The sequence below is a fragment of the Nocardia sp. CA-136227 genome (assembly GCF_050955695.1).
Classification (GTDB): Bacteria; Actinomycetota; Actinomycetes; order Mycobacteriales; family Mycobacteriaceae; genus Nocardia.
Map to the genome: position 1 here is coordinate 107,335 of NZ_CP192081.1, position 26,266 is coordinate 133,600.

At 64.3% G+C, this 26,266-nt stretch carries 24 protein-coding genes; 19 read left to right on the plus strand and 5 right to left on the minus strand.

Going from position 1 to position 26,266, the window contains the following annotated elements; translation table 11 throughout:
* Positions 1–8 precede the first annotated feature (8 nt).
* The 3 genes from ACQP06_RS00510 to ACQP06_RS00520 are packed head-to-tail and all read right to left on the minus strand — an operon-like array spanning position 9 to position 3,807.
* The gene (locus ACQP06_RS00510) at positions 9–1,886 is read right to left on the minus strand and encodes an ABC transporter ATP-binding protein (protein ID WP_433669661.1); all 1,878 of its coding nucleotides are present in this window, start codon (positions 1,884–1,886) and stop codon (positions 9–11) included.
* On the minus strand, positions 1,883–2,830 hold the full coding sequence (locus ACQP06_RS00515; protein WP_433669663.1) for an ABC transporter permease: 948 nt from the start codon (positions 2,828–2,830) through the stop codon (positions 1,883–1,885). The genes ACQP06_RS00510 and ACQP06_RS00515 overlap by 4 nt, the downstream gene beginning before the upstream one ends.
* A complete protein-coding gene (locus ACQP06_RS00520) occupies positions 2,830–3,807 on the minus strand; it encodes an ABC transporter permease (RefSeq protein WP_433669665.1) in 978 nt (325 codons plus the stop codon). The genes ACQP06_RS00515 and ACQP06_RS00520 overlap by 1 nt, the downstream gene beginning before the upstream one ends.
* Before the next feature lie 226 nt (positions 3,808–4,033).
* On the opposite strand from ACQP06_RS00520, the gene ACQP06_RS00525 reads away from it, so the two are divergent.
* Entirely contained in the window at positions 4,034–4,834 is an 801-nt protein-coding gene (locus tag ACQP06_RS00525; protein ID WP_433673537.1) for an HAD family hydrolase, read from the plus strand.
* Between the two features lies 1 nt (position 4,835).
* On the opposite strand, the gene ACQP06_RS00530 is transcribed toward ACQP06_RS00525, so the two are convergent.
* Complete coding sequence (locus ACQP06_RS00530) at positions 4,836–6,851, minus strand: N-acetylmuramoyl-L-alanine amidase (RefSeq protein WP_433669667.1); 2,016 nt, start codon at positions 6,849–6,851, stop codon at positions 4,836–4,838.
* Positions 6,852–7,169: 318 nt separating this feature from the next.
* Here ACQP06_RS00530 and ACQP06_RS00535 point away from each other — a divergent pair, with 318 nt between their 5' ends.
* On the plus strand, positions 7,170–8,570 hold the full coding sequence (locus tag ACQP06_RS00535; protein ID WP_433669669.1) for a SpoIID/LytB domain-containing protein: 1,401 nt from the start codon (positions 7,170–7,172) through the stop codon (positions 8,568–8,570).
* A gap of 634 nt (positions 8,571–9,204) precedes the next feature.
* Here the strand turns inward: ACQP06_RS00535 and ACQP06_RS00540 are convergent.
* On the minus strand, positions 9,205–9,459 hold the full coding sequence (locus ACQP06_RS00540; protein ID WP_387301033.1) for a helix-turn-helix domain-containing protein: 255 nt from the start codon (positions 9,457–9,459) through the stop codon (positions 9,205–9,207).
* Positions 9,460–9,599: 140 nt separating this feature from the next.
* On the opposite strand from ACQP06_RS00540, the gene ACQP06_RS00545 reads away from it, so the two are divergent.
* The 17 genes from ACQP06_RS00545 (at position 9,600) to ACQP06_RS00625 (ending at position 26,261) form a co-directional block, all read left to right on the plus strand.
* Entirely contained in the window at positions 9,600–9,836 is a 237-nt protein-coding gene (locus ACQP06_RS00545) for a hypothetical protein (protein ID WP_433669672.1), read from the plus strand.
* A 2-nt stretch (positions 9,837–9,838) separates the two neighbouring features.
* Positions 9,839–10,519, plus strand: coding sequence for a hypothetical protein (locus ACQP06_RS00550; RefSeq protein ID WP_433669673.1), 681 nt, complete (start codon positions 9,839–9,841; stop codon positions 10,517–10,519).
* Between the two features lie 104 nt (positions 10,520–10,623).
* Positions 10,624–10,821 (plus strand): hypothetical protein, encoded by a 198-nt coding sequence (locus tag ACQP06_RS00555; protein WP_387301028.1) that lies wholly within the window; start codon positions 10,624–10,626, stop codon positions 10,819–10,821.
* 434 nt (positions 10,822–11,255) lie between these two features.
* Positions 11,256–12,029, plus strand: coding sequence for a PE-PPE domain-containing protein (locus ACQP06_RS00560; protein ID WP_433669675.1), 774 nt, complete (start codon positions 11,256–11,258; stop codon positions 12,027–12,029).
* 128 nt (positions 12,030–12,157) lie between these two features.
* On the plus strand, positions 12,158–12,367 hold the full coding sequence (locus ACQP06_RS00565) for a hypothetical protein (protein WP_387301024.1): 210 nt from the start codon (positions 12,158–12,160) through the stop codon (positions 12,365–12,367).
* 1 nt (position 12,368) lies between these two features.
* Positions 12,369–12,665, plus strand: coding sequence for a hypothetical protein (locus ACQP06_RS00570; protein WP_379343225.1), 297 nt, complete (start codon positions 12,369–12,371; stop codon positions 12,663–12,665).
* Positions 12,666–12,876: 211 nt separating this feature from the next.
* Entirely contained in the window at positions 12,877–13,491 is a 615-nt protein-coding gene (locus ACQP06_RS00575; protein ID WP_433669677.1) for a hypothetical protein, read from the plus strand.
* Positions 13,488–16,301 carry a hypothetical protein gene (locus ACQP06_RS00580; protein ID WP_433669679.1) on the plus strand — a complete coding sequence of 938 codons (2,814 nt, stop codon included), beginning with the start codon at positions 13,488–13,490 and terminating at the stop codon, positions 16,299–16,301. Before ACQP06_RS00575 ends, ACQP06_RS00580 begins: the two co-directional genes overlap by 4 nt.
* 819 nt (positions 16,302–17,120) lie before the next feature.
* Positions 17,121–17,558, plus strand: a complete 438-nt coding sequence (locus ACQP06_RS00585) for a hypothetical protein (RefSeq protein ID WP_433669680.1) — start codon at positions 17,121–17,123, stop codon at positions 17,556–17,558.
* A 143-nt stretch (positions 17,559–17,701) separates the two neighbouring features.
* On the plus strand, positions 17,702–18,220 hold the full coding sequence (locus ACQP06_RS00590; RefSeq protein ID WP_379343236.1) for a hypothetical protein: 519 nt from the start codon (positions 17,702–17,704) through the stop codon (positions 18,218–18,220).
* 219 nt (positions 18,221–18,439) lie between these two features.
* Positions 18,440–18,730 carry a hypothetical protein gene (locus ACQP06_RS00595; RefSeq protein WP_433669683.1) on the plus strand — a complete coding sequence of 97 codons (291 nt, stop codon included), beginning with the start codon at positions 18,440–18,442 and terminating at the stop codon, positions 18,728–18,730.
* Complete coding sequence (locus ACQP06_RS00600) at positions 18,691–19,107, plus strand: DUF5361 domain-containing protein (RefSeq protein ID WP_433669685.1); 417 nt, start codon at positions 18,691–18,693, stop codon at positions 19,105–19,107. Before ACQP06_RS00595 ends, ACQP06_RS00600 begins: the two co-directional genes overlap by 40 nt.
* A 55-nt stretch (positions 19,108–19,162) precedes the next feature.
* Positions 19,163–21,616 carry a hypothetical protein gene (locus tag ACQP06_RS00605; protein WP_433669686.1) on the plus strand — a complete coding sequence of 818 codons (2,454 nt, stop codon included), beginning with the start codon at positions 19,163–19,165 and terminating at the stop codon, positions 21,614–21,616.
* Entirely contained in the window at positions 21,613–22,506 is an 894-nt protein-coding gene (locus tag ACQP06_RS00610) for a phage tail protein (RefSeq protein ID WP_433669687.1), read from the plus strand. Before ACQP06_RS00605 ends, ACQP06_RS00610 begins: the two co-directional genes overlap by 4 nt.
* On the plus strand, positions 22,506–24,122 hold the full coding sequence (locus tag ACQP06_RS00615; protein WP_433669689.1) for a phage tail protein: 1,617 nt from the start codon (positions 22,506–22,508) through the stop codon (positions 24,120–24,122). Before ACQP06_RS00610 ends, ACQP06_RS00615 begins: the two co-directional genes overlap by 1 nt.
* Before the next feature lie 23 nt (positions 24,123–24,145).
* Positions 24,146–25,174 carry a hypothetical protein gene (locus ACQP06_RS00620; protein WP_433669691.1) on the plus strand — a complete coding sequence of 343 codons (1,029 nt, stop codon included), beginning with the start codon at positions 24,146–24,148 and terminating at the stop codon, positions 25,172–25,174.
* A gap of 85 nt (positions 25,175–25,259) precedes the next feature.
* Complete coding sequence (locus ACQP06_RS00625; protein ID WP_433669692.1) at positions 25,260–26,261, plus strand: hypothetical protein; 1,002 nt, start codon at positions 25,260–25,262, stop codon at positions 26,259–26,261.
* The last annotated feature ends 5 nt before the right edge of the window (positions 26,262–26,266 follow it).

The window sequence follows — 26,266 nt, forward strand, 5'->3', positions numbered from 1 at the left end:
CTCCGCTCCTATCCCGAAACGACCGGGACGGGAACGGCATCGATGAGGGCGCGGGTGTACTCGTGCCGCGGATCGTTGAAGACCTGTTCGGCCGCACCATATTCGACGATCTGACCGCGGTACATGACGGCAATGTCGTGGGCAAGATTGCGTACCACCGACAGGTCATGGGAGACGAACAGGTACGACAGCCCGCGTTCGGCCTGCAAGTCGCGCAGCAGATTCAGCACTCCGGCCTGGATCGATACATCCAGCGAGGACACCGGCTCGTCGAGGACCAGGATCTCCGGATCCAAGGCGAGGGCTCGCGCGATATTGATGCGCTGCTTCTGGCCGCCGGAGAAGTCGGCCGGATAGCGATCGGCGTGTTCGGGTCGCAGGCCGACGAGCTGCAGCAATTCCTTGACCCGGCGGTGGATCTCGTCCTTCGGGCGGCCGTTGATGCGCAGCGGCTCGCCGAGCGCGTCGGAGATCGGAAGGCGCGGGTCGAGCGAGGAGGCGGGATCCTGGAACACGATCTGCATCTTGCGCCGGATCTCCCGCCGCCGGGCCTTGGTGAGGGTGGCGACATCGCTGCCCAATACCTCGATGCTGCCGCCCTCCGGCGCGATGAGGTCCATGATCTGGGTCAGCGTCGTCGATTTCCCGGAACCGGATTCCCCGACCAGCGCCAGCGTGCGGCCCGACTTGATCTCGAAGCTGACGCCGTCGACCGCCTTCACCTCGCCGGTCCGGCGTTTGAAGACCACTCCGGAGGTGAGCGGGAAGGTCTTCTTCAGGTCCGAAACCCGCAGCACCACTTGCTCATCGGTGGGTATCGGCGCTTCGGCGGGCGGGACCTCGCGGCGGTAGGCCGCGAAAAGGTCCGCGGTCCCGACTTCGGCGACGCGGATGCAGGCGGCCCGATGCCCGGGCTCGGTGTCCTGCAGGGGAGGTTCCGCCGCTCGGCAATCCTCCACCGCCACCGGGCAGCGCGGTGCGAACGGGCAGCCCGGAGGCAGTGCGTGCATGGCCGGCGGTGCGCCGACAATGGGCACCAGCGGCATGCGCGCCGGACCGTCCAGCCGCGGAATGGAACCCAGCAGGCCCACCGTGTACGGCATCCGCGGTGCGTTGAAAAGGTCGACGGTGCGTGCGGTTTCGATGATCCGGCCCGCGTACATGACCGCCACCCGATCAGCCAGCGTGGCCGCGATCCCCATGTCGTGGGTGATGAAGACGACGCCCGCGCCGGTGATGTCACGGGCCTTGCGCAGCAGGTTCAGGATCTGTTTCTGCACAGTGACGTCGAGCGCCGTGGTCGGCTCGTCGCAGATGATGAGCTCGGGATCATTGGCGATGGCGATGGCGATGACCACGCGCTGGCGCATACCGCCGGAGAACTCGTGCGGGAACGCCTTGGCGCGCAGGGCGGCATCCGGAATGCCGACCAGATCCAGCAGTTCCACCGCCTTGTCGGCGGCCTCCTGCTTGCTCATCTTGCCGTGCGCCAGTAGTGCTTCGGCGATCTGGTCGCCGACCCGGTACACCGGTGTCAAGGCCGAGAGCGGGTCCTGGAAGACCATGGAGATCTTGCTGCCGCGCAGCGTGGACAGCTGCCGGTCACCCATGCCGAGCAGTTCCTGGCCGCGGAGCCGGATGGATCCCTGCACCCGGGCCTGATCGGGGAGCAGTCCCATGATCGCCAGCGAGGACACCGATTTCCCGGAGCCGGATTCACCGACGATGGCCAGGACCTCGCCGTCCTGCACGGTGTAGTTCACACCGCGCACCGCCTCGACGCGGCCCTCTTCGCTCGGGAAGCTCACCCGCAGGTCGGACACCTCGAGCAGCGGCGCGGTGGTGGGGCGGGTTCCATTGTCGGACATGGTCGTGTTGTCGGTCATGCCGCGGCCTTTCCTGCGGGAGCCGCCGTCCGGTCCTTGCGGCGTGAGCGCGCACGCTGCGAGCTGGGGTCGAACGCGTCGCGCAATCCGTCGCCGACCAGGTTCGTGCACAACACGGTCAGGATCAGGAATCCGCCCGCGAACAGGAACAGCCACGGGTAGGTGAGCGCCGACTTGGTGCCCGCGGCGATGAGCGTGCCCAGTGAGACGTCCGGCGGCTGGACACCGAATCCCAGGTAGCTCAGACCGGTTTCTCCCATGATCGCCGCGCCCACCGCGAGCGCGGTGTCGATGATCAGGAAGGACGCGACATTCGGGATGATGTGGGTGGTGATGACCGTCCAGGTCGACGCGCCCATATACCGTGCGGCCCGGACGAATTCACGCTCACGCAGGCTCAAGGTGAGTCCGCGCACGATGCGGGCGCTGATCATCCAGCCGAAGCCACCGAGCAACAGGATGAGCAGGACGATGCTGCCGCTGCCCTTCGCCCGTGGCGCGAACAACGCGACGATGATGAAACTGGGGATGACCAGCAGCAGGTCCACCAGCCACATGATCGCGAGATCGGTCCAGCCGCCGAGCAATCCGGCCACCGATCCGGTGAACGCCGCGATCAGAGCGGCCATGAAAGCCACCGCGAAGCCGATGAGCAAGGACTTCTGCAGGCCGCGCAGGGTCTGCGCGAGGACGTCCTGACCGATCTGGTTGGTGCCGAAGGGATGCCGGGAACTGGGTGGCTTGAGCAGCGCCGTGTAATCGAGCTGCTGGTAGTCGTACTTCAGGAAAGGCGGCAAGGCGAAGGCGAGCACCACCATGAGGATCAGGATCGCCAGCCCGATGACGGCCGGCTTGTTGCGCAGGAAGCGCCGGACGACCAGCTTGCGCCGGCCCGCGGCCATCGGCTCGGGAGCGCCTTGGACGATGAGTTCGGTTTCGGACATCACGCACGCACCCTGGGATCGAGAATGGCTGTGACGATGTCGGACAACAATCCCGACAACAGGATCACCAGTGCGACGAACCCGGTGACCGTCACCACGGGGTACAGGTCCTGGGCGTTGATCGAGTCGACCAGCCATTCACCGACGCCGTGCCAGCCGAAGATCTTCTCCACGAACGCCGCACCGGTGATGAGCCCGCCGAAGCTGTACGCGAACAGCGTCGCCATCGGGATGAGCGCGGTGCGCAGGCCGTGTTTGTACAGCGCCTGGGAACGGGTGAGGCCCTTCGCTCGTGCCGTGCGGATGAAGTCGTTCTGGAGGACGTCGAGCATGGCGGCGCGCTGATAGCGGCTGTACCCGGCGGCGGCGGTGAGGATCAGGGCCGCCGTGGGAACGATCATGTGCTGCAGGCGGTCCACGAGCTGATTCCAGGTGCCGTGCACCGCGTTCGCCGAGGTTTCGCCGGTGTAGTAGAAGATCTGCTGTCCGGTGGCCGTATTGATCCCGTACGCACCGTATTTCAACAATGTCGCGAGCAGGAACACCGGCGTGCTGATGATCAGCAGCGAGATCACCGTCGACAGATAGTCACTGAACTTGTACTGCCGGATCGCCCCGGCCGCACCGATGAGCACGCCGAGGATCGATCCGATGATCGAGCCGACCAGGACGAGCCGCAAGCTGATCCCGATCCGCCGCGGCAGTTCCTCGCTCACCGGCTGTCCCGCCAGCGTCTTGCCGAAGTCTCCGTGCGTGACGATCCCGCCGACCCACTCCGCGTAGCGCTGCGGGATCGGCACATCCAGCTTCAGTTCCTCGCGCTTGGCGTCGATCACCGACTGCGGGGGCCGTGGGTTGCGATGCTCGAGGCTGTCGAGCGGGCGAAACGTGAGGGAGGCGAGCCCGAACGCCAGGAACGACGCCAGTACCAACAGCACGACATAGTTCAGCGCACGTCGCAGCAGAAAACCGGCCATCATTCCCTTTCGGGGTCGAGTTCTGCACCAGATCATAGGGAGTGGAGTGGGGAAACGCGGGGTACGGACCGCGGACGCCCCGGCAATCCGTGTGTTACCCCGGCGCGGCCCGGGTGGTGCCGGAAAGGTCTCGTTTGTACGGCGGCGTCCGTAATCCACGGGCGCACGGGTCGCGGCTCGAGGCAGGATGGAGTAGGTGACGCTCTTTCACCTGCCCAAACCCAAGATGGTCGCCTCCGACGTGGACGGCACGCTCATCGACCACCGTGAGCAGGTGAGCGCCCGGACCAAGGCCGCTGTCGACGCCCTCATCGCGGACGGGGTGCCGTTCGTGCTGGCGACCGGACGGCCGCCGCGCTGGATCGATCCGGTGGTCGAGGGGCTCGGGTACGCGCCGCTGTGTGTGTGCGGCAACGGTGCGGTCATCTACGACAGCGCCTCGGATCGGGTGCTGGACAGCCGGACCCTCGATATCGAAACCCTCACCTGGCTCGCCGATCTGGCCGAGAATCTGCTCCCCGGCTGTGGCCTGGCCGCCGAACGAGTCGGTGCCACCGCCCATGACGCCGCTACTCCCCAGTTCGTCAGCTCCCCCGAGTACGAGCACGCCTGGCTGAACCCGGACGACACCCAGGTCTCCCGCGCCGAAGTCATCGCTTCCCCCGCCATCAAGATGCTGATCCGGCTGCCCGGAACCTCCAGCGCCATCATGCGCAGCACCCTGGAACCGCATCTGGAGGGCCGCGCGGATCTGACCTACTCGACCGACAACGGCCTGATCGAGTTGTCCGCGCCGGGCGTCACCAAGGCGACGGGTCTGGCCGCGGTGGCGCAGCGGCTGGGTGTCCAGCATTCCTCGGTGATCGCCTTCGGTGACATGCCGAACGATGTGCCGATGCTGCTCATGGCGGGTCACGGCGTCGCCATGGCGAACGCCCACCCGGAGGCCATCGCCGCCGCCGACGAGGTGGCTCCCTCGAATGTCGACGACGGCGTGGCCCGCACCCTGGAACGCTGGTGGTCCTGACCTAGTTGGGCGCCACCGCGGGAATGGGTTTGATGGGGTCCTGGACCGCGCCGTAGTTCCTCAGCACGGTGGTGACGATCCCGGTCATCCGGTCGAAAATCAGTGCGCCGTTCTGGAAGTCGGTGCGGACACCATTCGAGACCGGATATTCGTTCGAGGTCGGCAGGCCGAGAATGCCTGTGTCCGCGCCCATTTGCAGGAAGCGTTCCAGAATCTTCCCGACCACCGAAACGATCCGTCCGGCGGAATTGGCGTATACGAATCCATTCGTGAATTGCCCGTACTGCCCGCCGTCCGCCAAGGCGACCGGTTCCGCTTTCGGTTGTCCCAGTGGACCTTCCGCGCCGCCCTGCTCGTTCCAGTAGCGGGCGACGGCACTGCGGTCGAGCATGCCGAGGATCCGCTGGGTGAGGTCGGCGAGGGCGGCCAGGTCCGCTTCACTGGAACTGGGCGCGGGCGGCGCCGGGGCGGCCTGGACCTGCGGGTTCGCGCCCGCGTTCTGGCCGGGTCGGGTCCGGTTCGGGCTGGTCGGTTCGACCGCGCTGGTGCCGCCCGCGGCGTCGGCGGCGATCTGCCGGATCTTGTCCATCAGGGCGTAGGCGGCGTCACCGGGGCAGGTGGTGTTGCCGACGTCGCGGTGGGCGAAGATATTCGGCAGCTTGACCGCCTGTCCGAGCGCGTATTTCGTGTAGTCGCTGCCCTCGGAGTACATGGTGCTGGAGCCCAGTGGGTCGAAGCCCGCCAGCTTGGCCCGCCAGCCGATGAACTTGCCGAGCGCTTGGATGGAGACGTCGGTCGGATCGTCCTCCTCGTAGTCGCCCATCAGCGCGACGCCCGCGGTGTCGATATTGAAGCCGCCCGCGTGCGCGCCCTCGACCGGGCGGTCGAGGCCGCCGTAGCGTCCCTCGAAGATCTGCCCGTACTTGTCGACCAGGGCGTTGTACCCGATGTCGCACCAGCCCAGCGTCTTCGCGTGATACGAGTAGATGGCGCGCACGATGCCCGCGGACTCGGCCTTGGTGTAGTCGTTGCGGCCCGCGGTGTGGTGCACGGTGATCGCGGAGACGCCGTCGTCATAGGTGGGTTCCTCGCAGCGCAGCGACTCGTCCGCGCCCCATTGCGCCCGCGAGATCACCTTCGGACCGCCGCCGGGCAGCGGGGCGGCCACCGAGGTGAGGTTCTCGTCGATGCTGCCGCGACCCGGATCGATCAGCACCGCGGCCAGTTTCTCCAGATTGATCTGCGCGGGATCGGCTTTGCTGTCGTCCAGCGGAGTCGGTTCGGCCGGCGTGGCGACGGCTTTCGCCTTCGGCGTCACCAGCATCTGCACGGTCTTGGTGTTGCCGACGTAGATGGGCTCGGTGCCCTTGCGCTTACCCGGCTGGGACTTGTCGCTGCCGGATTCGGACTCGGCGTCGTACCACGGTCCCCAGGTGCCGTCGGGGCGCTGGGCGCGAATCTTGGTGGTGGCGTTGAGAACATCGGCCGCGGTGAGCGCGACCATGCTGAACGGGGTGTCCCGGGAGAGCTCCTTGACCTGCGCGCCGACCTTGTCGACCAGGTCGGTGGGGACCGCTCCGGGGGAGAGGGCCGGGGTGCGCAGGTCGCCCGCGAGACCGGGGACCGGATGCGGGCCCGGGGCCGCAGGGTTGTCCGCGGCCGGGAGCGGACCCGGTTCGGCGATGAATCCAGGTACCCCCGCAGGGGTGTTCGGTTTCGCGGAGCCGGGGACCACCGGTGTGGCGTTGGGGAGGGAGCCCGGCAGAGTGGGCCGGACGGCGTGCGGCGCGGGAGCCGGGGCGGGCCCGACGGGCTGTGGCTGGGATTTGTCGAGCTTGGGCAGCGGGATCTCGGTCGGCAGTGGCACGCCCGGGATCAGGTTCTCGGGGATCTGAATCGCGCTGGGCAGCGGCAACATCCGCAGATCGGACAGTCGCAGGTCGGGCAGATCCAGCCCGGTCAGCTCACGCAGCGGCAGCACGATATCGGGCGCGGAGGCGAGGGCGACTTCGGCCATTTGTGCTGGTATAGCTGCCAAATTGCTTTCATCCGCATTCCGGACATCCCGGATGTCACTCAGGGCGAGGACACCGACGGACACGGTCAGCGCGAGGGCGGTGACTACCGGGAGCGTGTAGGCATGTTTCGGTCTGCGATACGGCACAAGCATCTCCCATTCAGGTAAATCGGTCTAACCGCGCCCCGAGCACAAGCTTGCTACTTGGCGCATCAACGATCACACTAGTCCCTACTGTCACATTCCCTGAACGTTTGGTTGAGGCTTAGCTTTGGGTAACTCGAATGTAGCTTCAGCCCTCGAGAGAACGGGTATGACATGCCGAACGGGTACCTAGCCGAGCGCCGTAGACGGCGCGGCCTGCTCACCCTGTCCCTCGCTGTCGCCGCCACCACCGGCGGCACCGCCCTCCTCGTGTGGGCCTGGCCCGAGAACGCCCTCCACTTGACGGTGGGCGCCGGTCACGGCCGCGGCTTGAGCCAGAACGGTGCGTTCGAGAAGGCCGCCCAAGGCTGGACCGCCGACCGCATCCTCGCGAACTACTACTCCGGAGCCGACCTCGCGGACATCGGCGCGACCTCCGTCCGAGTGCGCATCATGGAGCAGGACGACAAAACCCTCGACGTCGTCTCCGACTCCGTCTTCTACGTCGCCGGCCGCCGTGTCATCCCCGGCCAGGCCGCCCACCTCACCCCCACCGCCTCCGGCGCGGACGTCACCATCACCCAGGGCTGCGACGGCAACACCCTGTGGGAAGGCGCCACCGACGACCCCTGGGCCTACCCCGTCACCGAGGGCACCGCCCGCCCCGCCGAGGAACAACTGGAGATCTGCGGCGGCAACGCCTTCCGCGGCGTCCTTGGCGTAGCCCTCGAGGGCGACGCCTTCCGCACCGTCAACGAAGTAGACCTCGACGACTACCTCAAAGGCGTGGTCCCCGCCGAAATGATCCCCGGCTGGGCCGACCAAGGCGGCACCGAGGCCCTCAAGGCCCAAGCCATAGCCGCCCGCTCGTACGCCCTAGCCGAAGACCGCTACACCTACGCCCAAACCTGCGACACCACCGACTGCCAGATGTACCTCGGCACCGACAAAGAGGACCCCCGCACCACCGAAGCCGTCGACTCCACCTCCGGCCGAGTCCTGGTCCGCGACAACCACATCCTCCGAGCCGAATACTCCGCCGCCCCCGACGGCGGCCCCCTGACCCCCGCCTCGGCAATGGAAATAGGCCCCGCCCTCACCGACTTCCCCGGTGTTCAATCCCAGGGCCTCCTCCCGAGCCTCCTGTCTCCCCAGACACCCCAAACCGGTTCCACCCCAACGGAACTCGACCCGGAAACCGGCGCCCCCCTGGACACGACCACCCCCGGCGCCGTCACGCCGACCTACACGGATCCGTCCTACGCCCCACAGACCCTCCCCGGCACCGAAAACCCCGAAACCCCAAACAATGTCGCCCCGGGTACGCCTCCGCACCCCAGCCCGGGCAACCGAACCCGACGCAACCTCCCCAGCCCTGGTAGCGCCGACCCGAACTCGATGCACTCCGACACCAGCGGGCTACCCGACCGAACACCCCCACAGCCGCTGGCCGTCCCAACTGCCACCCCGGGTCCTCGGGCCGCGACCACCGCGACCCCACCCAGCCCCGATCTCCCGGCATACACCACACCTCGGCCCGCGACCCCGGCAACGACTCTCCGGTCTCCCGAGTAATTGGCACGAATGGTCATTGCTATTGGCCGAGTAAACGCATATGCGTGGCGGTGGAGGTCAAATGTACTTAATGCCAACCGATTTCAGACGCAACTCGTAGATGAGTCATGTAGCCAACCCTTACCTATCGGTAGTTCTGTGGGTGGCCGAATAGCCAGATGCATTGGGTGAGACTTGAATCGATGGTTGTCTGGCCGAATGTGTATACTCCGCACGTTGACCTTGATTCGAAGGTGTTGTGCCCCAGGGCATCACAGACAGGTGGATGAATGCGTTAGGCCTGTGCAGGCCGCACGGCATGGGGGCCGGGCGGTGCGGTAGTTACTGTCGAGGGGGTCGACCAGGCTCGGCGTAACGCCATGTTGCCACCATCGACTCGTCGGCGGTCTTTCATGACCCGCTAGGGGTCGACGGATTGGCGGTCCGCAGTGCGCGGGCTCGAAGAAGGGGCAATTGCGCTGTGCTCGCAGAAGCAATGGTTGAGTGGTTCGTGCAGGTTTTTGATACGGAAAGCTTGACTCTGGTGGCAAGCCGATTGGGCGTCGAAGTGGCGCAACGAATCGTGCGGGGTGAGGCCACGGTGGCCGATCTCTTCCTGGCATCGGAGGTCATCGGCTGGGAGTTGGGGGAGCTGTTACCCGCTTCCCTTGACGAACTGAACGGCACGCTCCATGACCTCGAGCGGCGAAACGCCGAGTGCATTGCATAGCGCGAACAGCTGATGCATGTCGGGGGAGCGCTCCCCGTTCTCGAAGCGCTGGATCGTACTGACCGCGACGCCTGACGCGGCCGCGAGCTGGGCTCGCGTGTAGTCGCGCCGGGCGCGGGCAGCGCGGAGCTCTTCACCCACCGCGCGGTTGATGCCGTCGTGGAGATCCCGCAGTTCCATATGGACCATCATGAGGTCCAAACGGAATTCTTGCAAACACACCCAGGCTGACGCGTGCCCAAACCCAACCCCGCGTAACGATCGGGTAACTGTTCCGTTTGGACTTGTTGAAGGTCCGTATGGACCATATGGTGAGCCGTATGGACTTCCTAGATCGACATATCGCCGAAAGGGTGGCACTGGCGATGAGTGAGGCGGGCATAGGGCTGGGGCAGATCGTTGCTCGAACCGGACTCAATGCGACGTCGCTTGCTGCCGAATTGGGCGCGATCGCGCCGTTCAGCGTCGCCGATCTAGTGCTCGTCGCGTGCGCGCTGGGACGTGAGCCCAGCGAACTACTCCCGATTCCGGCCCGTGTGGATTCGGAGGTGGCGTAGTGATGACAAGCGACGGATCGGCCCACCTGTACCTCGAAGTCGATGCCCTTCGTGAGCTCGCCGAGTTGCTCGCCGGTATCCCGGCTCTGGTCGAGGATCTCGCGGATTCCGTCAACGGCCGGGCTCGACTCGGTGCGGCCAATACCCGGCTCAGTGGACGGACCAGTGATCAGCCACTGCCTTTCAGCGTCGGCGCGGCCAGGGTTCGTGACCACCTGCACGCCAGCCTGATCGGCTGGGTACGCCTGGTGTGCGAACAGCGCGCTCTCGACTACAGCGGCCCGACCTCGACGGCCGGACTCGCCGCGTGGCTGCGCACGAACCTGATCGCGTTGGCGATGACCGAGGGGGTGGAGTCCGCTCCCTCGGACATCCGCGCCGCTGTCGAAGCCGCCGAACGGGTGATCTGCCCGCCGGCGCAGCGATTCGTGGTCGATGCCGCATCGGTCGAGGCCGCTCGCCGGGCGCGCCTCAATGTCTCCGGAATCGCCATCCTGGCACAGGAATTGGGTGATCCGTTCCGGACTGTCACCGTTCGTCGCATCCAAACCCTGCGTGACGCGGGCAAGGTCGCGCCCGTACCGGGACCCTGGGCGCCCGACTGGCCGGAACTGTTCCTGGTCGGCGACGTACTCGACGCCCATCTGAAATACCCGATGCGTCGCCGGAAGTCCACCGCGTGATCGCTTGTCCCGCCCGAATCACCCCTGTCGCCCAGGCCGCCGAACCACCGCTCAGCTGCGGTTCGGCGGCCTTCGGCGTTTCCGCCGTCCCTTGGAGGCCCGTCATGAACTACACCCTTCTCGAGCTGATCGAGCTCGCGGCGCACACAGCTCCCGCCGATCCGCTGTCCACGGATCGCGCGCACGAGGTCATGCGCTTGCACCGCGAATGTCCCGCGCGTGAGTGCCCGCATAAGGCGGCGGCCTTCCAAGTGTTGGTCGCCGCCGGCCACATCACGCCCGATTCCGGTCGGTTGCGGTGACTTCGAAGATGGCTTCTACCAGCAACTTTCAAGATATTCAGACTGGACTGTTGACTTTCCTCGTTGCTTAAGTGAAGCTATGTGCAGCGCCACAGTTGCGCCTTCCTCCCGAATCTTCCGGGAATCTTCACTACAACACCAGGTTCCACTCTCGTATCCGGTGTTGACCCGAGATCCGCTGCCCGGCACCAACTTCGCCGACACCACGCCCTTCTCGAACCTCATGCGGCAAGCCCCCGAAAACCCTTCGCAGGTATAACGCGGGTTCAGAGCATGCCGCATGTCCACCCCTCGTGCGCCCGTCTCCCTCAGGTGGTCCGCGGTCGCAGACGACGCAGCAGCACAGGGGTGTCACACGGACGGCCCCACCCGCAATCGCTTCCCGCGGGTGGGGCCGTCCGCTATCCACCCACCGGACCGAAAGGCGACTCCGCGTGATCACCGTCCTGACCTGCCGTGGCACGGGCGAACCCTACGGTTCCCCGGCGAACATGCTCGCGAACGTGACCAGGCAACTCGATCCCGCCAAGTACGAGATCGGCCCCGATATCGAGTACCCCGCAGCCATCGGTCCCGTCAACCCGCAACGGAGCCTCCTCGGTTGCAGCGAACAACAATCCATAGACCAGGGCGTCGCCGCGCTTGTGAAGGCAATCCATGCCACCCCCAATCAAGTTGGCCTCCTGGGCTACAGCCTCGGCGCGGAGGTCGTCACCCGGTTCCTCGAGGCGAAGGGGTGCGGCGAGTATCCGGACTGTGAGGTCGCGTGGGCTGCCAACATCGCCAATCCACTTCGCATGGACGGTGATTCGATCGACCCGAACCCTGTTGGATTCGGGATCGCCGGCCGCCACGACCGCTGGCCGGATGAGTTCCCGATCTGGGAGGTCGCGAATCCCTCGGACTGCATCACGTCGTGCCCAGCCGACTCGCCGCTTCGCACCCTCGCTGACTCGGTATCCGCGTTCGGAGTCGCCGATATGGGCGGCTGGACCTTGGACCTGGCCGACCGCATCCGCAGAAACCGCTGGCAAGCAGTGCGATTCGGCTCCTGGACCAATCCCCTCCGAATCCTGGACCTTTGGTCGAAGGCCGCGGCCTCGATGGAGGGCTACCTACTCGGTGGTGAACACACCACCGCCTACGTCGCCGGCGGCTACTGCGATCGCCTGGCGTCCATCCTCAACCGATATCCCGAGAGGAGGTGAACCCAGTGATCACCATCGCCGAAGACATCATCAAGCTGATCGCCGACCTGATTCCGCTGATCCTGCCGCTGTTCGGCCTGTAACCAGCTCTCGTTATCGACCTGGCCAGCTCGTCAGAAGGAAGAATCATGCGAATCACCAAGGCTCCCGAACCAGCCCTGATCCGATCGGTCCTGGTGGCGGTCACCGGCGTTGTGGCCTACCTGCTCGGCCGCCAGATCAGCACCGACTGGATCGAGGCTGTCCTGACCATCTACGGACTGTTCACGCCCGTGATCGCAGGTGCGGCGATCAGACCGGCCGTGACTCCGGTGGTGCGAGGGGACGGTGCAGGCTGAGATGCAGCAATCCGTCAGTCCAGATCTCGTCCAGGCGGTCGGCGCCGCCATCGCGACGATCATCGCCGCCGTCACTGCCTGGCAGGCGCGTGAGGTAGCGAAGCTCCGCGAACGTGTTGCGGCCCTGGAGGATCAGGCGATCAGCGACCATCGCCGCTTCCGTGACGCGATCCGTCTGATCCGCGCCCTGCAACGGCACATAGATGAGTTGCTCGCGTTCCTCCGCCTCCATGTCCCGGGTCAGGATCCGCCGCAGGCGAACTACAAGATCCCGCCCAACCTCGAAGAAGAACTCTGACGGCAACCTGCCGTCGGATGCCCGCCCCTCCAGCGCGCCCGCCTCCCGCAGATCAACAGTGGTCGCAGACGCCGGTCGCAGCGCAAGGGGCGCAATGGGTCCCGCCCCCGCATGTCCCCTGTGAGTGGGGGCGGGACCCTCCCACCTCACCGATCCCGCGGCCTCCCAGGGCCCGGCGCCGCTCCATGTCTCCGGAAGGTCCTGATACCCGATGCCCGACAAGGAAATCGTCGAATCCGTCCACTTCGGCAACCACCAGCCCCCTTCCGAGTACGTGAAAACCGATACCGGCCAGCTGGTCACCCCCGAATTCCTCGCCCTCATCCAGCAGTCCCTCTCGGGCAAGCTCTCCGAGACCAGCCAGACCGACGAACTGTCCCCCGAGGTCAAGGCTCTCGCCGAAGAACTCGCCGTCATCCATCTCCCCGAATGGCGCACCGAGGTCGGCCGCAAACTCGCCGAACCCACCGTGACGAGCATCAAACAGGCCGTGCGCGTCGCCGAATACCTCGTAAAGCGCGGCGTCCGTATCCATCCCGAACTCGAGGAAATCCGCTGGACCGCCACCCCCGGCGGCCAGCCCGGCGTCTTCGACACCGGCATCCACATCACCAAGGACACCGCCGGCAACTGGCCAGCCCCCGACCCCGAGGAGTTCTACAACCTCGAAGACATCCAGGTCACCAAGACCGACGAGGGCTTCTGGGTAGCCACCCACCCCCGCGGCCTGGCCTCCGAAGCCGCCACCAAAACCGACGCCTACGCCGCCCTCGTCGACCAGCTCCGCCAGCGAATCGAACAAGCTCGGCACACCCGCGAGGAGTGATCATGCCGATCCCTCCAACCGAAAAAGGGCAGGGCAAGGTACATAACTTCTCCGTCGGATCGAGCGCCGATGCAGTGCAACAGTTCGCACGAATACTCCGCACCCAAGATCTGATCGAATCGGCTGGCACGCGGTCGATTCCGGGCCTCCAACCCGTCAGCGGAAAGTACGAGGACCCATACGCGCCAGGCGGTGATCTGGGACCCACCTTCCACAACCCTATGTACAAGGATCCGGAGACCGGAGGCTGGGTGCCCGGTATCGATCCCGCGAAGGTTGCTCCCACAAAGCCCGAGCCAGCGCAACAGCCTGCACCGAGTCCGCAGCCCCAGCTGGCTCAGCAACAGCAACCGAACTCGCAAAAGCCTGCGGTCCAATCGGGCCAGCCCGAGGCGTCGCAACTGGATCCCAATCAGCAACAACAGCCAGAGACGGTCGCTGACGTACCGGCGGGCGCCGACGAACATATCTTCGGTTTGCCTGACGTCACTGGTCACAAAGAGGGCGACACCTGGGAAGAGTTCCTACCTCCAACCCCGGGTAACTCCAAGGGAATTCGCCGGGTGAACACGATCCCATTCGGCAACGGAACTCAAACAGTCGACCAGGTGATCTATAACGCTAACGGCACCATTACCCACTCACGAGTCGTTGCAAACGGCCTGGGTGGTTTCCAACGCTGGAACAACGAGTCTACCGGGGCTGGATCCTACGTCGACAAGAGAACCGCAGAAGCGCCCGCACGTATTCAATCGTTTGAACCTGGATCCTCAACATCCGGCCCGCCTGATCGAGAATCCGGTGCGAACCGAGGGTGGACGGAGACCTACGGGAACTCATACGACTCGGATGGAAATCTGGTCGGCACTGATCGCGGTGTTCGCAACGCAGCCGGCCTCTACAACAACGTCCACTCCGATCTGGCTGGGAACCGCCTCGTCACGCTGGTGACCCCAAACGGCAGCGACGGATTCAAGTCCCGCCTCGCGATGCAGCTCGACCCTTCAGGTTACGGCGTTTACGTCGATCCTTATGACAAGGAATGGTCTGTCTTCCCGGATGGACATGGGCGGCTCGGAATGCAGCGTACCGAGGATGTCGGGGGTGGTATTCATTTCCTCCACGCGAATTCTATTGGGGTGGTTACCGACGAATTCAAGCCGAAGTCTGGAAAGGCTGAAGAATGGTATCGCGATACCGAGGACGTCGATGGATTCAGAACTCGTCTGCTCGCCGATTTCACGGTTATCAAATACGACAAGAGCGGCAAGGAGATCAGTCGAACTGAGCATCCTGACGGCAAAGCCGGGTGGGAAAAGCTTGGACTAGGTTTCGGGTCAGTCATCCTAATCGGAATTCCGAAGACGGCCTGGACGCTAATCTCCTATCCATTCCGGAAGGTCGTCGATTCGATGGCGTCGCTGTCGTCGGTGCAAGTAACGGACACGGGACTGATGACAACCTACCAGTCTCCGAATCGCGAATCCGAACTACTCGATATTGGCAAGAGTTCCGTAATGCCCATGCTGGGCCCGCTGAAATACGGATTCGGAACCCTGGCCGACTCGATGGTCTCTCTCGGCTCTGTCCAAGCAACCCCCGCCGGACTAGCCACCACCTACAAGCCGCCGGACCGTACGGGCGAGCTGATCCACGACGTCACCGGCATCTCTCGCGAGGGATGGGCAAAGGATCCCTGGGGTTCGGCCGGCGCAACCACCGCAATGGTCGCCCTAATGTTCCTCGGGCCCAAAGGTCGTGCCGCACCAGTAAGAATCGGTACTTCAATGGACACAAAAGCGGCATCCATATCGGCACCAACTGTCAGTGCAAATATCGTGAAATCGGATGTCATCCCATTTGGAATTTCTGGTATGGGACACACTGAAATACTGCAACTGAACCACGGATGGGGGCCTAGTTCGATGCTGGGCGACGTTATCGCCCCGGGGATTCCGGTCTCGCCGAACGCAATGATCGCGAACAGGCCCCGATTCCCGATCATCGATCGCCCTGAGCGGGCAACTGCGCCTGTAGCCGAGACAATGGGTAACAAGCTCCATTCACTGAAGCCACCGCCAGAATATGGGTCGATGGCCAAGCTGCCAGCGCCGAAGAATTCACCATTAACGGGGAGAGGAGCCGCAACGCCGATAAGGGAGCCGCAATCGACTTTGATGCTGAAATCCATTGTCGATCGATCCGAAACCGCGAATACCGCAGAAGTGAAAATCACCATGGATGCCCAGGTAGAGGCATCGGTTGGCAGTGGACGCGCTCGTGCAAGCAGTTCCGGGACAGGCGTCGGCGCCGCATCCGGACAAGCAACCGGCCATCCCAATCCGGAATTGGGGCCCCATGGCACTGGAGTGGGTTCTGCAGGTGGTGGTGGCGGTCGCAATGGCCAGGCTGGCCGTAATGAGTCGGGCCCACCTGGGCCTAAAATAGAAGATCCTGATGGGCCTCTGGAATTCGAGAATCTATTCCCAGAGGATCGTCCTGATTGGGCGAGGACCTTTAGTCCCCAGGCGCTACTGAGCGGTCGCTCCGGGAAGTATGCTTACGTGGTTCTGCAGGATGGGAGTCTTGTTCTCGGCCGGATTACTGACGGGCATGTTAGCCTTGCCAAGGGCGAGCTGGTTCTAGCTGCTGGTGAGCTCAAAATGAGGAGTGGGAGAATTGTGGAATTGAACAATCTTTCTGGTCACTATAGACCGTGGGGAAAGAATGCCGAAAACGCTGCAGTTCGCGCCTTTAATGAAAATGGGTTCAGTGCGGAAGGAAAGTATGTTGGATACGAGTTCCCCTAGTATCTGTAATCGAGCTTTATCCAAGGTCAACTTCATCCTCAAGATTGAGCCGATGGTTGACGGTGTGGACCAAATCGAACCACTGTTTGTGGATCTGGTTGAGTATTTGCAAGAGCACCCTCAATGTCGGGATTCTGTGTCCGGGGAGTTCGTGAAGCTACTATCGATGTTGCCGAATGGCTATGTTGATCTACTTCAATTTTGCATGCATATTCTCAAGTGGCGCGAGATTCGTGAGGCCGCCAGTGAGTGCATGCTCTCAGAGCGAGACATTAATCGAAAGAGGTCTTACGAGAGGATTCTGGAGTCCTTTGATGTTGAATGGGTTGATAAAGATCTGTACGATCGATTCGTGAAGTAATGGCGACCGCCCGGGCGGATCTGGTTGACGAGATTGATCGAGGGATCGTCGGGTCGGTCGGGTATGGTTTGAACGATATCGATGTTTGCTCAGCTTTATTGGCCGATGCATAGGTGTCGAGTTTGTTGTCGACGCCTCGGACCCCGCCTCGAAATTCTACGGAAACATCCATGAGTCATCCAGAGATTTGGCGACTAGATTTCGACGAATTCGTTTTGGAGACCGATGGCATTCGCATGCACCAAGTGCGAGGCGCCGGCCCCGTATTTTCTCTATATGAAGTTGTTGATGGGATCGCGGGTCTGGCGGAGAGCGAAGATCGCGCGCCTACGGATGAGGAGCGGGCGTTCATTGACTCTATTCTTTATCGCACTCATTTGCTTTAAAGAGGGTGCTGCGAAGGAGGGCAGCTCGGATGGGTTTGGGGATTCTTCGAATAATTGAAAGGAGGATGATCGATGGCTGAGCAGATTTTGTTCTCTGACATCGAGAAGGCCTTACAGGAATTTTTGTTCGCGAAGCTCTCGGCAGCGTCCGATACCGCGAGTGTTGTTGTCAGAGTGCCGGATCCGCGCCCAGCGCGGTGGGTTCGGGTATCTCGCAACGATCGGAAGGCTCGGCTGGATGTCGAGGATCGGGAGGGGCACCGGGGTGCGCACTTGATCCTGGATCGTCCGCGAGTCCTGTTCGAGTGCGTCGATGATGCCGGTGGTGCCGCGGAGTTGGCGGCCAAGGTGCGGGGCATCGTGAATGTCGCTGCACCGGGGTACATCGGCACCGTCTGGTGTGACTACGTCGAGGATGTCGGCGAAGAGAACGATACTGATCCGGTGACTGCCGCTCCGCGGTACACGATTGTCACCGACCTGATTGTGCGGGGCAAAGTTCTCGCCTGACTGCGTGTCAATTGCAGTCGAAACTGAATAACCAATCCCTAGGGCCTGCGCAAATCCCAAGGGAGATAACGAAAATGGCTCTGCCCTCTAGCAAGTACATTGGCGCCGGCACTCCGAACATCGCTGTTACCGGCGGTGTTCTGGTGGCGCCGCTGGCTACCGCGCTGCCGACCGGCGCGGCCGGCACCATCGATCCCGCGTTCAAGGCGCTCGGCTATGTGTCCGAGGACGGCATCGAATCGATGGGTGAGCGCAAGATCGAGTCCGTCAAGGACTGGAACGCCGATATCATCGCGCAGCTGCAGACCGAGCACTCGGTGCGGTTCGGTCTGACCCTGTATGCGGTGTGGGACAAGGACGTGCTGAGCGAGGTCTTCGGTGCGGGCAATGTCGTTCCGACCGCTGCCACCTCCACCTCCGGTGCGCTGTACCAGGTCAAGGAGACCGGTTCGCCGCTGCCGCGTCGCTCGTGGATCTTCGACATGGTCACCGAGGACAAGAAGCTGCGCATCGTGCTGCCGAACGCCAAGATCACCTCGGTCACCGAGAAGAAGTTCGTGTCGAATGCACTGGCCGGCTTCACCATCAGCGTCGAGGCCTTCAAAGACGACGCCGGTGTGAAGGCGTACCGCTACCTGGACGACGGTATCAAGGCCGCCTGATTCCGACGGTATTCACCGTCGAACACCACGACGGGGTGACAACTCCGTGTAACTCGGGGTTGAACCCTGTCTGACGACGGCTCCGGCCGTCCTGCAAAGCCCCCAACGGCGGCGGTCATTCCAAACCTACGCGCAGGCCCGCCGCCGCCGTTGGGCCTTCCAGCAATGCCCCGCAATTCTCGCAAAACCACAACAACGAAACGAAAGGGTCTGTGTCCAATGACTTCTCCGAAAGCTCCCATCACGATCGCCGCTCCGACGAAGGTGAAGGATGACTTCCACTACCAGGTCGACGGTATCGACATCGAGCTGCCGTCCCTGACCTACCTCAAGCCGGGTCTGGTCCGCCGGATCCGCCGCCTGGGCGATGTGGACGCCATGTACACCTTGATGGAGCTGGCGGTCTCGCCCGAAGCGCTTGCGGCCCTGGATGATATGGATCCGGATGCCTATCACGAGATGTTGGAGGCATGGCGCGCGCATTCGGGAATCAGCCTGGGGGAATCCTGAGCCTCGATGCCCTTCTCGAAGAGCATTCCGAGGCAATCGAATACGACCTGATTGCCCTCGGCCTGCGGTTGCGTCAACTCAGCGGTGAAGCGCTGAGCTGGCGCGACCTGTGGGCCATAGTCAAATTTCTGCCGCCCGACTCGGCATTGATGCGCACTATGCACCCCGAAGACCATCGCTGGCGGCTCGAGCAACATCTGCTCGCGGAGATGACCGACTGCCTGCGCTGGCTGGTGTGGTCCAAGAGTGACGACGCCCGGAACGGGCGCAACCGTCCCGAGCGGATCTCACGGCCGGGACTCGAGTCCGACCGTGAACGCGTGGGAACAGCGGTGGGCGTCGACCGGATCAACGAATTCCTCGGCTGGAGTGAGTAGTTCCTCGCCGGTGGGCGAGCTCGGGCGCACTCGGCCCAGAAAGTGGATGTGAATTGTGGACAAGCAACGCCCACCGGCGATGACACTGCCGGACATTCTTGCGATGACGACGAGCGGGCAGCCGGCTCCTGGGAAGCGGATCACGCTCCCCAGCGGCGCCCTCTGGGAAGGAGGTCCCACTCCCGGGACTTCACTCGTCACGCTTCCGGACCAGGATCCGATCCTGGTCTCCGACAACGGGGCCAGCGCACCGAACTCCCTCGTCGGCCGCTCCGGTCCGTTCGCAGCTCTGGCCCACGCGTTCGAAGAGGTGCTCGGCCACGTGCCGAACTTCTTCGCGGACCGGGTCGCGACGCAGGCGCTGAACCTGTTTCGGGACCATACGAAGGGCGACGAGACCGAGACCCGGATCGTCAAATTCAGTGCCAAGACCACGTTGCTCAACCCCGCAAAGGGGGGAGCGCGATCCACGGGGAGATCGGAAGACGGAGAAGACCGAGATGATTCGGTCTTCGATAGGCAGAATCCGGTTCGCCGTGCGCGCGGCGGCCTGGTCTTCAAGCCGGGCGATACGGTTGCCGATGGCGGCCTGGTCGCGGGCTCCGGCGGCCCGTCCTCCGATTTGGTCCATCTCGCCGCCTCCCGGGGCGAGTACGTGGTCAATGCCGACGCGGCCGCGCAGGCGCTATCGCTACTCGACGCGATCAATTCCGGCTGGGTGCCCTCGGCCGATTTCCTGGCTGGAATGCTGCCAAGTCTCGCGGGCGCCGATGCGAGTCGTACGGCCGCGCCGAGTAATACGAACCAGTGGCGTGATCTGCTCGGCCAGGGCGTAATCGCGGACACGCTGGGCGGGATGGGGAATGCCGCGGTGGACGCGGCATCCTGGGCCGGTGCCGCGCTGGGATCGGCCCTGGCCCCTCTGTTCGGACCGGGTGGCTTGCTCGCTGCCCGACCGGGTTCGGCCGCCTCCACATCGGTGCAGAGTGATCAAGGTCTGACCGACTCCGGAGCCGCGGTGCCGATGACGGCATCCATGCAAGCCACCCCCTCCGCGACGTTGGGGATTCTCGGCGCCGGCCGACCGAACTCGGCTGATGGCGGAACCAGCGAATTGGGTTCTCTCGCAGCTGCTCTCACCTCTGGGATCAGCGGTGCCGCCACCGCGGCAGGCAGTCGGCTGGGCGAGGTGCTGGGTTCGGCCATCGCACCGGCCCTCGGACCCGCCGGTGAACTCGCGCCCGTCATCGGCGACCAACTGGGCCGATTGATCGGATCCCAGTTCGGCAGTCAGCTGAGTACCTCACTCACCGTGCAGGCCGGGCTCGGTGGCGGACAGGCCAGTTCCGTGACCGGTACCGGAGGCGCCGCCGGGGCCGCACCTGGTGGAGCGGGATCGGATTACGGCGACGGTGGTTCCGCTCCGGAACCGACCAGCGGCGGTGGCACCGTTGTGGAGGCAGCCGGTCCGGCTGCCACCACCGGCGGCAGCGGCAACATCATCGGGCAGACGAATCCGGATGGCAGCCGGTGGGAGTACGTGGCCGCCAACCCGGAACTCGGCACATCGGCGGGTTGGGCGCTGTTTACGCCGAAGCGAGGGGTGCCCAACGACGCGGTGCCAGAGGGTTTCTCGCCGGGCAACTTCATCCCCGATGAGGACGGTGCGCCACGTCGTATGGTGCCGAACCCTACCGGCCTGAACTGGATCGATGCGCTGACCGGCCGTACGGGTCAATCTGGTTTGCAGGATCCCAAAGAGGAAATCCACCAGTACAACCCGCACGGCGGCAACTTCACGGATCTCGTCACCTTGGCTGCCGACAAGGTGGGCGGCGATCTGGGCACGCTGCTGGCGCCGGTATTGGGCCCGCAGGCTCCGAGAACATTCGCCGATCTGGCGCAGTCGCTGCTGACGCCGATCGGTCAGGCATACAGTGCCGCCGATCCCGACAAGAATTGGACCAACACGCTCGGTTACTGGATCAAGAACCTGACCGGTATCGAGTGGAGTCCTACTGGAACAAGCGGTTCCCCGTCCGCTACTCAGTTGACCGATCCGCAGCAAATCGGTGTCAGGGCCTTCTCATCCGCGATCACCGGCGTGCAACAGCACGGTCTACTCGGCGGGCTCACCGGAGCGATCTCGGGCGCGGCTTCGACCGCGGGCAGCGCGGTCGGCACCGCGATCGGCACCATGATCGCGCCCTTCCTCGGACCGGCCGCCGCGCTCGGTCCCGCCGTCGGCTCGATCCTGGGTTCGATGATCGGCGGTTCGATCGCCGAGGAATTCACCCGCCCCATCGAGTGGGCGGGCAATGCGGTCAAGGAATTGGTCGGAACCGGTTTCGGTCTCACCGATCTGGCTGAAGGCCCGGGCGGGCACACCGTCCGTGGCGATATCTACAACTTCAACGGCACGGACCCCAAGAGCGCGACCATCGCGGTCGAACGGGTCCGCCGACGCCGGGCTGTGGCCCAGCAACGCGGAGGAGGTTTCGGGCGATGACCCACCAACTTTTGGAAGCCCACGGCACGAAGGTGGTCGTGTGGGATGTCGACGGCCGGGTGTGGCATCTGTCCGGCGTGAACTCCGGACGCGAAGGCGTGCGGCTGTCACAGCAGACCGGATTCATGTTCGCGCCTGTGCAGCTGCTGGTTTCGGAGGGTGCCCGCCAGGACGGCGCGACCTTCATTCGTTCTGTTCGGTCGAAGAAGGAATGGGATTTCCTGGTCGTCATCTCCGGTGCCTCGAAGGTCGCCGGGGTGGATCCCATCCGGGATTTCCACGCCGTGCATGACGCCTGGATGCGCGGCTGGTCCACGGACAAGCCGGTCACGGTCGGGTATTACACGCGGCATCAGGGCTGGAGGTTCCAGCAGGCGCAGCTCGATTCCGCGCCGGAACCCGTCGGTGACGTCGATCCGGCGCGAAATGCCTTGGCCGCGTACAAGATGTCGGCCACCGCGATGGACCCGCTGGAACGACACTTCGACGAGAACGCGGTGTGGACCAACACCTCCGGTCTCGGTGAAGGCACCGTACGGGTGCGCAATGCCGCTGATCAGCCGGTCTGGCCGCGATACACGATGAATGGCCCGGGCCGCTGGTCGATTCTGGACCCGGTCGGTGGAGACCTGCCGCGCATGGTGCAGACGCCGACCCTGACAGCGGGACAGACCTTGCGGATCGACACCCACCCGCGTCACCGCACGGCCAGCCTGTACACGGTCGGAAGCTCGAAACCGACGAACGTGTGGGCGCAGTTGGCGGGTCGTCGCTGGTTGCAGTCGATGGCTCCGTGGAGCACCACCGACATCACCGTGAAGGTCGATGGCGGCACCACCGCGTCCAGCATCGTCGCCACGGTCACGCCGCGTTCCTCGAGGCCGTTCTGATGAGCGCGGGGACCTGGGATCCGCACGACGAAGTACGGCGGATGGACGAACAGTTCCTGGCCGACCAGGAACAGGCGCGCAATCCCGATGTGCTGGTGCGCTATTGGAACAAGTTCATGGAAGAGGTGGGGGAGGAGCACAGCTACCTCTCCCTGGAGTTCACCTATCCGCGCAACTCGGCGGGTGGTCTGAAGATGATCTGCCCGCGCGACATGGTGCATTTCGATCACCTCTTCAACAATCCCGACGGCGAGGACGCCACGATCCCGATCACGGTGAACACCAAGGGATTCCGCTGGGATGGCTATATCACCAAGGCGTCGATCGTCCGCGATGACAACGGCGTCGAGACCGTCGATATCGAGGCCATCCACTGCTGGAACCACATCGCCACGATCTGCTGCTGGGCATCGCCATTCGCGCCGGTGCTGGCGCAGTTCCCGCGCCACCACATCCTTTTCGGGCCGGTCCGTACGCTGGTGACCACGTATCTGTCGATGAACCTGATGCGGTTGCAGGCGCCGGGCTGGGCTCCGGAAGACGGCGTGAACTCCCCGAAATGGAACGCGGGCAACACCCTCTTCCCGGTGGCCGTCGTGCCGGTCGATCCGCTGCATGACACCAGCCGATGGAGCGCCGCCTCCGCTCGATTCGACATGGCGGACAAGCTGTTCCAGCCGATGCTCGAGGACTCGGGGGTGATGCTCACCGCCCGGTTCTTCTTGCCCGACGAAGACGAGCAGCCTGCTCCGGAGTACTTCTTCCTGGAACAGCCCACGGTGGTGCTGGAGACTGTCGACAAGTCCGGTGTCACCGGCAACACCGGCACACTGCTGGACGGAATCAAGTCGTGGATAGAGGAATTCGCCGATGACGGCACCACTCCGAAACGCTACCCGAAGCTCGATTCGACCACCGAGTACGAGGCCGTCTACGGGGAGCCGGGCAAGTTCGGCACCACGAAGAACTTCCCCTGGGTGTGGTACTTCGAAGGCGAGTATTCCGGCATCGGCGCATCCGAAATCGCCCTCCACAAGCCGACCGCGACCGATGTGATCATCGGTGGCCGTTCCCCCGGCTGGGTGAATGCGGGCATCGAAGTCGTCATCAAGGGACTGCTGTCCCTGATCGGACTGGGCTGGCTGTATCGCGGACAGCTCAACGACGTCTTCCTCGCCTGGATGGTGTACCGCGACATGGAGCGAGCGCGCCGTGCCGGACCGTACGCCTTCCGCGAGCTGTACATCACCGGCAGCGACAAGGCCTTCAACCTCGACGGCCTGGTCGCTGCCCGGCAGGGCCTGCACCTGACCCGCGGCTACACCAGCCACAAGGTGACCATCGAGGACAACGCCCCCTATCTGCTGGGCAGGGACTTCGGTCTCGGCGATCAGATCGGTTTCGCGGTTGGCGAGTACGTCTTCACCGATTACGTCACCGAGTTGACCTTCACCGACAACCGCGAGACCCCGGGCATCTGGCACATCACCGTAGGCGACGGCTCCGATGAAGAGGATTCGGTCGTCAAGGCCTGGCAGCGCCTCGGTCGCTTCGCCGCGGCCATCAAGGACCTGTCCACCGATGTCGGCGCCGACCTCGACCTGCTCATCTTCTGATTTACCCGTAGAGGAGAAAATCCATGGCGGACAGTACATTTCCCGCCCAACTCACCGTGGATCGCGGGCTCGACATCAACGGGTTGCCGATCCTGACCGCGAATATCGCGGTCGCCGACGACGTAGCCGATTTGCCGCTGCCCGCCGGTCCCGCTGGACCGCGAGGCCAGCGCGGGCGTCCTCGCACCACCTTCCGCAAGATGGGTGCGATTCCCGATGCGGCCGCGCGCCCGACCGGCCTCGGCGCGGATGACCGCGGCTGTTGGTGGCATCGGATGGACGACGACGGCATGGATGTCTGGGATGGCGCCGGTTGGCGGCATTCCCCGCACGCTGTCGGGCCGCGGGGCCCGCTCGCACCGGCCAATTCGATCACCGTGACCGAGACCATCCATAACTGGAATTTGACCGTTCCGGCGGTCGACTTCACCGGCAAGGGCGCGGAACAGCAGGTGAAAGTGACAGCACCGGCCGGTGTGCAAGGCCCGAAGGGACCGGCCGGAACATCTGGAGCCATCGCCGATTCGCCCGACTACGACAAAGCGACCAGCCCCGGCCCCGGTTCGGTGTTCGCCTACCATCGGGCTTCCCAGAAGTTCCGGCCGATGCCCCCGCCGATGGGGACAGGGCCGTGGTCGTGGTTCCAGGAGGACTTCGCCGCGGACCAGGAGATCGATGCCGCGTCGATCACGGTCGGCAACTTCACGATTCCCGCACAGCCATTCGCGTGGCGGCCGGTAGTGCAGGGGCACCTGTACGTGTACGGCGCCAGCGCCTCGGTCGAGGCCACCGTACGGCTGAGCAACGGGGACGGCGCTGTCCTGGCGGCAACCCGCTCCTGCACCGGCGGCTATCTGTACCTTCCGCTGTTCACCAGTTATCGAGACGATCAAGCGGTCAAGACGCTCTCACCCGGCTCGACCTTCGCCACGCTGCCCGCCGGTCAACCGGCGAACCTGGTCGTCAGCGTGGCCCGGGTCGGCGACGGCAGCGGCAAGATCGGCTTCTCGCGCAACCAGGCGTCCCTGGTCGTCCATGCCCAGCCCATCTGAACGAGGTGACATGTCCACAGTAGGCGAATATTTCGAATCGACGCTGATCAGGGGCATCGACGAGGGGATCGGTACCGCGGGTGTCGTGCAGTCGCTGCACGGCACTCCACGCGACGGAGCCCTCGAACTGATGACAGGCACGACTGGACCGGCGGGGCCGCAGGGCGAACCTGGCGCGGCTTTCCGGTGGGAAGGCGATATCGCCGACCAGTCCGCGCTCACCGCACTGTCCTCGAAACTGGGACTCGCGCATGCCGGCAAGACATGGCGGGTGCTCGCAAATGACACCCTGATGTATTGGAACGGAACAAGTTTCGAGTCGTTCATCGATGCGTTCGGTGCCGCTGGTCCGGAAGGACAGCCGTGTGGCATCACCATCGGCACCGTTGCGACGGGGCCTGCCGGATCCGATCTGGAGGTCGCTGTTTCCGGCACGGCTCCCAACCGCATCCTGAACCTGACTGTGCCCCAGGGCGTCCAGGGTCGCAAGGGAGACCGCGGCGGTCCGGGGCCCATCCGCAACGCCCCCGACTATGCGGACGGCCCGCACGTGAATGGTTCGGTGCCGCTGTGGAATGCGGCGAGCAACCGCTGGCAGGGCCGGCCCTTTCCTGGTTCGCGGGGACCGTGGTCCATCATGGGCGCGCAGGCGTGGGATGGCGGCCCGGGGTTCGCCCCGTCGCAGTCCAAGGTCGGAACCACACCCAATACGGTCGCGCAGCTGAACATTCCGGCCCAGGACGTGGACTGGCGGCCCGTCATCGCGGGCGGTGTGCTCGTTTTCACGGACGAGGGTATTGGCAGCTTCAACACCCGTATCGACGCCGAAGTGCGTCTGGGCTCCGCCGTCGGCCAGATCGTCGCTCTCGGGGCGGGTTTTCCCTTCGGCGCCGACGGCTACTGCTACTTCCAGCCCTATTACGGTGCGCGGGCGATGACCCCCGACAGCACCATCGGTGTCGTCCCTGCCGGCCAGGCGGTAACCCTGTACGTGGTGCTGCGCCGCAACCACGGCGATTCCCTCTATTCCTACAAGCAGGACAGCGCCCAGGTCGTGTGCTGGGCCAAGCCGGTGACGGCGTCGTGATCCCG